Source organism: Paenibacillus hemerocallicola, assembly GCF_006265175.1.
GTDB lineage: Bacteria > Bacillota > Bacilli > Paenibacillales > NBRC-103111 > Paenibacillus_AB > Paenibacillus_AB hemerocallicola.
Genome location: NZ_VDCQ01000020.1, coordinates 120,473 through 130,333 on the forward strand (window position 1 = coordinate 120,473; position 9,861 = coordinate 130,333).

Consider the following 9,861-nt stretch of genomic DNA (forward strand, 5'->3'; position numbering starts at 1 on the left):
GTATGGTTTTTATGTGAATGCTGAACAGAAGATGAAAGACGCCAAAGCGCAGCGAAGGAAGTGGGCTCCTTATGAAAATCTTAATAATTTCTCATGCAAGAAATCATAAACATAGTTACCGACTTTAGTAAAATAGTAGGATGTTGAGTTCTGTCTGAAAGGAGCTGAAAATCATGTGCGCTAAAGTTCTCGTTGTTGACGATGAACATGAAATAGCGGATTTAATAGAAGTGTATCTGCGAAATGAAAATTATGAAGTGTTCAAGTTTTACTTTGCAAAGGAAGCTCTTTCCTGCATTGAAACGACGGAGCTTGACCTTGCAATTCTGGACATCATGCTGCCGGACATCAATGGTTTTACGCTTTGCCAGAAAATACGGGAACAGCATACCTATCCCATCATTATGCTGACGGCCAAAGATGAAGAGACGGATAAAATTATGGGGCTAACCTTGGGTGCCGACGACTACATCACAAAACCGTTCCGTCCGCTTGAGATGGTAGCGCGTGTAAAAGCACAGTTGCGGCGCTATAAAAAATACAACACGACGCAGTCTGCGGCTGTCACTGAGCCTGTAATCGTCCATTCAGGATTGGTTATGGATGTAAACAAGCATGAGTGCCTACTGAATGAAAAACCTCTTGAACTGACACCCACCGAGTTTTCCATACTCCGCATTTTACTGGAGCGAAAGGGCGGCGTGGTGAGTGCCGAGGAACTATTTCATGAGATTTGGAAGGACGAGTATTACAGCAAAAGCAACAATACGATCACCGTTCATATCCGTCACTTGCGTGAAAAAATGGGCGACACTGTAGAAAACCCAAAGTATATCAAAACAGTTTGGGGGGTCGGCTATAAAATTGAAAAGCAATAAGAAGGGCAATTATGCAAGGCTGAAGCGAAAAGCTTTTTTCCAGATGCTACTGATTACTGTCACTGCTGCTGGTACCGTCCTTTTGTTGCGGGATATTTTGCGTGGACAGATTGGAGATCGCATCGTTCTATTTCTGATTAATACTTTTTATCTGGACAATTCCGATGCACGGATCATCTATCATTATGTATTTCGCAATAACTTAAATATCATTCTGCTTCTTTTGACGCTGTTTTTTCTGGTCATTCTTTCCCGGTTCTCTATCTTCTGGTTCACAAAATATTTTGATGAAGTCAGCTCCGGCATGGATCGGCTTGTGGAAGATTCAGAGGATAGAATATCCCTCTCCCCGGAGATGGATTTCATGGAAAATCGTCTGAATACTATAAAGGACAAGTTGAGAAGACAGAAAAAGGCTGCTCAGGAAGCGGAGCAACGCAAAAATGATTTGGTCGTTTATTTGGCCCACGACATCAGGACTCCGCTTACATCTGTAATAGGTTATTTGAGTTTATTGGACGAGGCTCCCGATATGCCCATGGAGCAGAGAGTTAAATATACTCACATTACACTCGACAAAGCATATCGCTTGGAGAAACAAATCAACGAATTTTTTGAAATTACCCGGTACAACTTGCAGCAAATCAATCTGGAAAAGGAAACGATAGACCTTTACTACATGCTTATGCAAATGACAGACGAGTTTTATCCGATCCTATCCGAAAAAGGAAATACCACTGTACTTCACGCAGACGAAAATTTGACCGTGTACGGCGATCCGGTGAAACTGGCGCGGGTATTCAATAATATTCTGAAAAACGCGGCCGCATACAGCTACCCAAACACGGAAATCGTTATTTCCGCAGAGGAAATAGAGGGTTATATAAAGATCGTTTTTCAAAATCAAGGCAATACAATTCCACCGGACAAGCTGGCCGCTATTTTCGAGAAGTTTTATCGCTTGGATGAAGCGCGCACTTCCGACACTGGCGGTTCCGGGTTAGGGTTGTCCATCGCAAAAGAAATCGTCACCCTGCATGGTGGAACCATTGTGGCCCAAAGCAAAAATAACACAGTTACCTTTACGGTATCTTTACCCGTTACACCTTAGGAAAACATCAATCTGATATTAGGATTTTCTTAGGAATTAAACAACTCAATATTAAAATACGGCCTGTCCGCTTTTGATAACATGGTTTTATCAAAGCAGACAGGCTTTTATTTTGCAGAAAGAAAGGATGTTGTTATGCCAAGAAAACGTGTTACCCAAATTTTTCCTATGCTTTTACCCTTTAGAAAAAGGCAGCGTGCATTCTGCTTTTACATGGGGATGCATCTGGATAAAAACAGATATACGAACAGCTTTTCAAAAACCATACTGCCCTGCAAGGTTTTTGAAACGAGCTGTCCGTTGTATAACCAAAAAACAGGTTTTGATATGATCTATCAGGAAAACAAGGTTTTCAACCTGAAGCTTGCCGCAGCAAAATTACACACATTAATCATCATGCCGGGCGAGACCTTTTCCTTTTGGAAGGTCATACGGCATGCGGATAAACAAACGCCTTATAAAGACGGGTTGACAGTGAAGGACGGAATTCTGACCACGGAATACGGAGGTGGCATGTGCCACATGAGCAATCTGTTATTCTGGATGTTTCTGCACACGCCTTTGACCATTCTTGAACGGCGCGGGCATGACATCAAAGACTTCCCCGAACCGCCAAGCGACACGCCGATGGGTGTTGACGCGACCGTTTCGCTGGGATGGATTGACCTGAAGGTAAAAAATGCAACGGAATATACCTTTCAGATATGTATCGCTTTTGATGAGGAATGCATTACGGGCAGCGTCTTTTCAGATAAAGACATGGGCTGTCATTATGAAATCAAAAATGGAGATCTGATCTATTACAGAGAGAACAATATTGTTTATGAACAGGTGGATGTATGGAAAAACCAGATTTCCAACACGACGAATCAGAAAGTGAACTCGGCAGTGGTATATAAAAATGTTTGTGGGATCGGATACAAATTGCCCGATCACATCAAGGTCATAAAAAAGGATGGTTGACACAATGGAGAAAACGGGGATCACGATTTACGGATGTGAAAAGGACGAAGCGGATATGTTCAGGAGGTATTCACCACATTATGGTGTTGAACCGACGATCATTAAGTCAGCGGTATCAGCAGAAAACGCCGCGTTGGCATCAGGCAATTGCTGTATAAGCGTTAACCATAAAACGGAAATAGCGCTTTCCACTCTTCGCGCCCTCAAAGAAAACGGCGTCGCTTACATATCCACAAGAAGCATAGGCTGCAACCACATTGACATTGAAGCGGCTGAAAAGCTTGGCATTACTATTGGTAATGTAGCTTATTCGCCGGCCAGCGTAGCAGATTTTACTTTGATGTTGATACTCATGTCTATACGAAATGCAAAATCGGTTTTATGCAGGGCAGACGTCCATGATTACAATCTTTGTGCTGTACCGGGACGGGAACTGCGCGACATGACGGTAGGGATATTGGGGACAGGCCGCATTGGTCAGGCGGTTATTGATCGGCTAAACGGCTTCGGATGCCGCATACTGGCTTACGACTCTAAAGCCGAATATGTTACTCTGGGCGAACTGCTGCAGCAAAGTGATATCCTGACGCTTCATATGCCGCTCAATGCTGATACTTACCATATACTTGACCGGAAGCGAATCAAAAGCATGAAACACGGGGCCTTAGTTATTAACACCGCACGCGGTTCTCTTATTGACACAGAGGCGCTGATCTGGGCTCTGGAAAATGGAAGACTGGGGGGCGCCGCATTGGACGTCGTTGAAGGCGAAGAAGGTATATTCTATCACGACTGTACAAACAAGCCGATCCATAATCAACTTCTGCTGCGACTGCAAAAATTGCCGAATGCGATTATTACGCCGCATACCGCTTTTTACACAGAACACGCGCTGCAAGATATCGTGGAGAACACGATTCAGAATTGCTTAGAATTCGAAAGGGGAAAAAGATAAATGAACAAGCTCAAGATTGCCGTTTTATTCGGAGGCTGTTCAGAAGAACATGCTGTCTCAATAAAATCCGCACAGGAGATCGCCAGAAACCTTGACCCAGAGAAATTTGATCCGCTTTACATCGGGATAACCAAAGCCGGTGGATGGAAGCTCTGCGATTATCCTGATGCGAATTGGGAAAGCGGAAATTGCATTCCCGCCATTTTGTCGCCGGACAGAAATGTCCACGGGTTGATTGTGTTGGAGCAGGGAGAATATAAGATCATCCGTCTGGATATTGTGTTTCCTGCTTTGCATGGAAAAATGGGGGAGGATGGCGCAATGCAGGGACTGTTGGAGCTTTCCGGCATTCCCTACGTAGGCTGCGATATCCAGAGCTCAGCGCTGTGCATGGACAAGTCTTTGGCTTATGTGATCGTAAGAAACGCAGGAATCGCTACGCCTGATTTTTTGACATTCAACAAAGGTGACATGCCAGACTCGGAGCAATTGGTTTATCCTGTCTTTGTTAAACCAGCCCGTTCCGGATCGTCTTTTGGTGTCGGTAAGGTATGCAATATGGACGAATTGCCAGAGGCCATCGAAAACGCAAGGCAATATGATACAAAAATTCTGATTGAGCAAATGATTTCCGGCAGCGAGGTAGGCTGCGCAGTGTTGGGAAACGGTAACGACTTGTTTGTTGGTGAAGTGGATCAAATCCAGTTATCACATGGCATCTTCCGAATCCATCAGGAAAAAAATCCGGAGAACGGTTCTGAAAACTCTACGATCAAGGTTCCAGCCGATATTTCAGATCAGGATATGAAACGGGTACAAGAAGCAGCGAAGCTCGTTTATCGGGCATTGGGCTGCAGCGGGCTTGCTCGTGTGGATATGTTTCTACAGGAAGACGGGCAGGTCGTGCTCAATGAAGTCAACACAATGCCTGGTTGTACCTCATACAGCCGCTATCCAAGAATGATGGCCGCCGCCGGCTTAACGCTTGCCGATGTGATTGAACGCGTTGTTGCATTAGCGATGGAGGGATAAGAATATGGAAAAAGGATTTGTGTTCCTTGATGAAGTTCTCCCCGGAATTCGTTGGGATGCTAAGTATGCCACATGGGACAATTTCACCGGAAAACCGGTCGATGGTTATGAAGTCAATCGTATTGTTGGCACCAATGCATTGGCTGCCGCGCTGCTTGCGGCACAGGAGCAGGCAGCTGTCCTTGGGTATGGCTTGCTTCTCTGGGACGGTTATCGTCCGCAACGCGCGGTGGATCGCTTTCTACAATGGTCTGAAGAGCCTGAAGATGGGCGTACAAAATCAAAGCATTATCCTAATATCAACCGTTCCGAAATGATTCAGAAGGGTTATGTAGCGACTCAATCGAGTCATAGCCGTGGTAGCGCAATTGATCTGACTCTTTATCGAGCGGATACCAACGCTCTTGTTCCGATGGGCGGTGATTTTGATCTGATGGATGTCATCTCCCATCACGGAGCTAAGGGAATCATTGATGCTGAAACTAAAAACCGCCGGTTATTGCGTTCTATCATGGAGTCCAGCGGTTTTAACTCTTATGATTGTGAATGGTGGCATTATACATTGAAAAATGAGCCATATCCCAGTACCTTTTTTGATTTTCCTATATCACTTGACAGTGAAAGGTTTTTGTCGAAAATTGTCAAATGGTAAAATGACCCAATCTGCGAATCTATGATATCCTCAGGGTTTCCCAACCAGAAAGGAGATCAGATCGCCAGAAAGGTGAACCCCTCCCGTAGCCTAAATATTAAGCAGGTCATCTGACGAATTTTGGTGCTAATGTATCATAAATCGTGACGGAGAGGATTCCCATGAATTTACAGAAGAAGAATTACGAAATCATTACGGACGAGCTCCGGCGCATTATCGAAGCGGGACTGATCAAGCCGGGGGAGAAGCTCGACACAATCGACCAGCTGGCGGCACAGTACCGTGTGGGACGCTCGACGGTGCGCGAGGCGCTCAGCCATCTGAAGGCGCTCGGTCTGGTCGAATCCCGGCAGGGCGGAGGCACGTACGTCAAGAAGCCCGGGCTAGAGCCGTTGGCCGTGCTGGAATCGCTGCAGAATTCGAACGCCGAGCTGTCGCAGGTGCTCCAGGTGCGTAAGATCCTCGAGGTCGGAGCGGCCGAGCTGGCGGCCAAGCACCGGACCGCCGAAGACGTCGAAGAGCTGGGCAAAATCATCGGGCAAATGCGCGACGCCGTCGGCAACGAAGAAATCAGCCGGATTTACGATACGAACTTTCATCTCGCCATCGCCAAAGCGTCTGGCAACGCGATTCTGGAAACGATGATGACGCACATTTCCGCGGCGATGTTCCGCACCATCAAGGACAGCCGCAAGCTATGGCTCTACAGCGGGAAGGATACGGCCGGCAAGCTGTTTGGGGAGCACATGAAGCTGTTCGAAGCGATCCGCAACAGAGATCCGAAGCTGGCCGTAGCGACGACTGCGAAGCATCTCGCCCAGGTCGAGAACGCTTTGCAGTCGGTAAAATGAAACATTTCACTGTACGCTGTCCCTACAGTAACGGATACAACCATCCATGGCAGGATCCCTTAGGAGCCGGCTATCGCTATTCAATCGCTATATGCGATTGAACCCGGAGGTCTGGTAGGTGCTGTGCAAGTCATCATTAACATCGGCGTAGTGATCGGGATGTTCCAGGTCACGGGCATTACACTGCCGCTCATAAGTGCGGGAGGGTCATCATTGACGCTTATGTTGACATCGATCGGCATCCTGCTTAATATATCCTGTTATTCGAGGTGACATGGCATGAAAACCATCGTCTTTACCGGAGGAGGTTCGGCGGGACACGTCACGCCGAACCTCGCGCTAATGAACAAGCTTCGGCAGTTAGGCTGGGAAGTCCGCTACATTGGTTCAGCCACCGGTATCGAGAAAGACATTATCGAGCGCGAAGGCGTTCCTTATTATCCGATTTCCTCCGGGAAATTGCGCAGATATTTCGATCTCCAAAATTTCAAAGATCCTTTCAGAGTCATTAAAGGCGTTTACGAGTCTTATAGATTATTACGTCGTTTGAAGCCCGCCATCGTTTTTTCGAAAGGCGGGTTCGTTTCAGTCCCGGTCGTTCTTGGAAGCCGGATGAACAAGATCCCGGTCATTATCCATGAGTCAGATATGACGCCGGGACTTGCCAACAAAATTTCGATTCCTTTTGCAACGAAGGTTTGTGTCACGTTTCCGGAATCGATGCAGCATGTGCAGAATCAAAAAGCGATTTTAACGGGACTTCCGATTCGTGAGGGAATTTTAAACGGGAAAGCTTCAAAAGGCTATCACCTCTGTGATTTTCATTCCCAGAAGCCTGTTATTCTGATCATGGGCGGCAGTCTTGGCTCCCAAGTTATTAACCAGGCCGTCAGGGATAATCTGGACAGGTTGCTTGCGCAATTCCAAATTGTACATATTTGCGGAAATGGAAATGTATCCCAAGATCTCTCCGGCAAGAGAGGGTACAAACAATTTGAGTATATTTCTGACGAGCTTCCGGATGTCATGGCGATGTCGGATTTGGTGATTTCCCGGGCGGGAGCCACTTCGATTTATGAATTTCTCTTATTGGAGAAGCCGATGCTTCTCATTCCACTCTCGCTGCAGGCGAGCAGAGGCGATCAAATTTTAAATGCTAAATCGTTCCAAAAGGCCGGCTACGCCGATGTGCTTCCGGAAGAAGAGCTAACCTCCGAATCCCTCGCTGAACGTGTTGAAACGCTCTATGTGAATTGTGAAGCCTACAAAAAAGCCATGTCATCCCGCTTTGAAACGAATGCGGTAGAAACGATTGTCAAGCTGATTGAAATGTATAGCTAAACGTCCTGATTTCGCGAGTTAACCGTGACAGACACCTAAGGCTTTATACGGCGCCTGAATCCGAAATCCGGCCAATTTCGGCCCGGCTCGTATAAATGGAATGACAGAGCAGCCCGGATGGCTTGAATCCGTTGATTCCACGCTTCGCACCATCAGGGCGATCGAATCGCACCGCGGCACAGCAGTGAAGCTCGATTAGACGATATTCAGGTAAAATCTTTACACCGAAGAAACGGCATGCGTTCGAGCCGTTCGAGCTGCGGCCGCTTCGACCCGCTCGGCTCGGCTACGCCGGAGCAGGCGATCGTCATCGCCAAGCGGGCTTTCGAGGCCGCGAACGGCAAGCCGTAAGCAAAACGTGAGCCCGATTGGACTGCCGGGCGAAACGGGCGGGCCGGACGGGAACGGGAAAGCCGACGAATCGGGGGAGAAAGCGGCAAAAGAAACGAGCCGGCGTGACGTGTGTCGTCATGCCGGCTCGTTTTATGGACGCGGGGAGCCTGTCGGGCGCGCAAGGGCTTGACGGTTTGCGGAGAGAGGCTGCCGGGCGGGGCGGCCCGGCTGATGACGGATTTGCCGTGGTGGCCGGGAGGTCGATTTGAAAGCGCTTTTAATTGATCCATGAAAACCAGCATCCGAACATGAAAAGCCATACTTTTTTGCCGAACGGCTCTTTAGTATAGAACATGTTGGAACGGAGTGCTAGCCTCCGGGACAGCCGAACGCCGCCGGGATCGGACGGCCGGGACGGGGACGGACAGTGATGCGGGATTGCGGTTTTCGCGCCGACTGGCCGCGCCCGGGCGGCAGTATGAAGGGGGAATGCGGGTGTTGCGCAAACATGTTGTTTGGTTGTTGCTGATTGGCCTGCTTGCGGGCGGAATGGGGACGGGTCAATCCCGGGTTTATGCGGACCCGCAGCCGCTTGGCGCGGTCAAGACGAGGAGCACGATTTATACGCCGGACAAGGTGCAGGCCGCTCGTCAAAACGTTCAAAACTACAGTTGGGCGGAAAGCTTGAAAAACGCCGCCGTCGATAAGGCGGACCGCTATTTGGCCAAAGGGTACGACTTTTTGTGGAACGTGGTCCCGCCGCAATCGCTGCCGCGCAGCACGAGCGCGAATCTGCAATTGGGCAGCCCGGTAACCGGCACGGCTATATACCAGTATGGGGACCATCCCTGGAGGGCCGATCCGTTGAACGAGCCGTGGAAAATTACCGATCCGAGCAGCGGCTACAAGTTCCCCACCAACGATTTCCAATCGTATTATGAAAGCGGATTAAACTCGCACGGCATATTCGACCCGAGTTTGGCCGATCCGGCTTATTTGGTCAACGAATCGTACCCGGAAAAGGGACCGACCTGGGGTGTCGACAACGGCTCCGGCTGGGTGGACGAAAACGGCAACACCTGGGCGTTTATCGGGCTTTATACAGGCTACTACATCTGGTACGGGCAAGGCAAAGCTTTGATCGAGGATGCCGTCCGCGCGTTCCGCGACGCTTATTTGTATACGGGCGATGTCCGATATGCGCGCGGCGGGGTGGCGATGCTGGACCGGATCGCCGACGTGTATCCGAGCCTGGTGCTGAACCGCTACGATCGGAGTATATACTCCAATTCCGACAAAGGAACCGGGCTGGGCAAAGCGGTTGGCTCCATATGGGAGACGATGCTGGTCAAAGATTTTTTGAGCGCCTACGACGCCTTTTTTCCGGCGATGGGCGATGCGCAGTTGATTGCGTTTTTAAGCGCGAAGGCGCAGCAGTTTGGCCTGGACAACCCCAAAAGCTCTGCGGACGCGATCCGCAAAAACATCGAGGACGGCATTGTCCGGCAAGTGTTCCCGGCCGTGAAAGGCATGCAAATTTACGGGAATACCGGCATGCACCAAAGCGCTTTGACCATGGCGGCCGTCGTGCTGGATTCGCTGCCGGAGACGGGGCAATGGCTCGATTACGTCATGCAGGCGGGCCAACCGACCACTACAGGCGGCTTATGGATCGAATTTGACGTTACGGATCGCGTTCGGACTGAGGCGCTAGGAGATGACCGGTTCTCTTTCCGCGTCTCCGA

9 protein-coding genes and 1 pseudogene are annotated in these 9,861 nt (G+C 49.0%); all 10 read left to right on the top strand.

The genetic code is table 11. From position 1 onward, the window contains the following. Positions 1–173: 173 nt before the first annotated feature. The gene (vanR, locus tag FE784_RS16110; RefSeq protein ID WP_139603240.1) at positions 174–878 is read left to right on the top strand and encodes a VanR-ABDEGLN family response regulator transcription factor; all 705 of its coding nucleotides are present in this window, start codon (positions 174–176) and stop codon (positions 876–878) included. Next, complete coding sequence (vanS, locus tag FE784_RS16115) at positions 859–1,989, top strand: vancomycin resistance histidine kinase VanS (RefSeq protein ID WP_139603241.1); 1,131 nt, start codon at positions 859–861, stop codon at positions 1,987–1,989. The genes vanR and vanS overlap by 20 nt, the downstream gene beginning before the upstream one ends. Positions 1,990–2,124: 135 nt before the next feature. Continuing rightward, positions 2,125–2,952 (top strand): glycopeptide resistance accessory protein VanW, encoded by an 828-nt coding sequence (gene vanW / locus FE784_RS16120; protein ID WP_139603242.1) that lies wholly within the window; start codon positions 2,125–2,127, stop codon positions 2,950–2,952. A 4-nt stretch (positions 2,953–2,956) separates the two neighbouring features. Continuing rightward, on the top strand, positions 2,957–3,907 hold the full coding sequence (locus FE784_RS16125) for a D-isomer specific 2-hydroxyacid dehydrogenase family protein (RefSeq protein ID WP_139603243.1): 951 nt from the start codon (positions 2,957–2,959) through the stop codon (positions 3,905–3,907). Then, on the top strand, positions 3,908–4,939 hold the full coding sequence (gene vanA, locus FE784_RS16130; RefSeq protein ID WP_139603244.1) for a D-alanine--(R)-lactate ligase: 1,032 nt from the start codon (positions 3,908–3,910) through the stop codon (positions 4,937–4,939). 4 nt (positions 4,940–4,943) lie between these two features. Then, entirely contained in the window at positions 4,944–5,591 is a 648-nt protein-coding gene (gene vanX / locus FE784_RS16135; protein ID WP_139603245.1) for a D-Ala-D-Ala dipeptidase VanX, read from the top strand. 161 nt (positions 5,592–5,752) lie between these two features. After that, a complete protein-coding gene (locus tag FE784_RS16140; protein WP_139603246.1) occupies positions 5,753–6,442 on the top strand; it encodes a FadR/GntR family transcriptional regulator in 690 nt (229 codons plus the stop codon). Positions 6,443–6,486: 44 nt separating this feature from the next. Continuing rightward, a pseudogene (locus FE784_RS16145) lies at positions 6,487–6,715 on the top strand (FtsW/RodA/SpoVE family cell cycle protein); the annotation flags it as partial. A 6-nt stretch (positions 6,716–6,721) separates the two neighbouring features. Then, positions 6,722–7,783, top strand: coding sequence for an undecaprenyldiphospho-muramoylpentapeptide beta-N-acetylglucosaminyltransferase (locus FE784_RS16150; protein WP_139603247.1), 1,062 nt, complete (start codon positions 6,722–6,724; stop codon positions 7,781–7,783). A gap of 828 nt (positions 7,784–8,611) precedes the next feature. After that, on the top strand, positions 8,612–9,861 hold a 1,250-nt coding region (locus tag FE784_RS16160; protein WP_218103782.1), incomplete at its 3' end, for a hypothetical protein.

Bases quoted from the DNA above. Each gene is read 5' to 3' on its own strand.
- vanR (WP_139603240.1), top strand. From the start codon at position 174: ATGTGCGCTAAAGTTCTCGTTGTTGACGATGAACATGAAATAGCGGAT.
- vanW (WP_139603242.1), top strand. From the start codon at position 2,125: ATGCCAAGAAAACGTGTTACCCAAATTTTTCCTATGCTTTTACCCTTT.
- FE784_RS16125 (WP_139603243.1), top strand. From the start codon at position 2,957: ATGGAGAAAACGGGGATCACGATTTACGGATGTGAAAAGGACGAAGCG.
- vanA (WP_139603244.1), top strand. From the start codon at position 3,908: ATGAACAAGCTCAAGATTGCCGTTTTATTCGGAGGCTGTTCAGAAGAA.
- vanX (WP_139603245.1), top strand. From the start codon at position 4,944: ATGGAAAAAGGATTTGTGTTCCTTGATGAAGTTCTCCCCGGAATTCGT.
- FE784_RS16140 (WP_139603246.1), top strand. From the start codon at position 5,753: ATGAATTTACAGAAGAAGAATTACGAAATCATTACGGACGAGCTCCGG.
- FE784_RS16150 (WP_139603247.1), top strand. From the start codon at position 6,722: ATGAAAACCATCGTCTTTACCGGAGGAGGTTCGGCGGGACACGTCACG.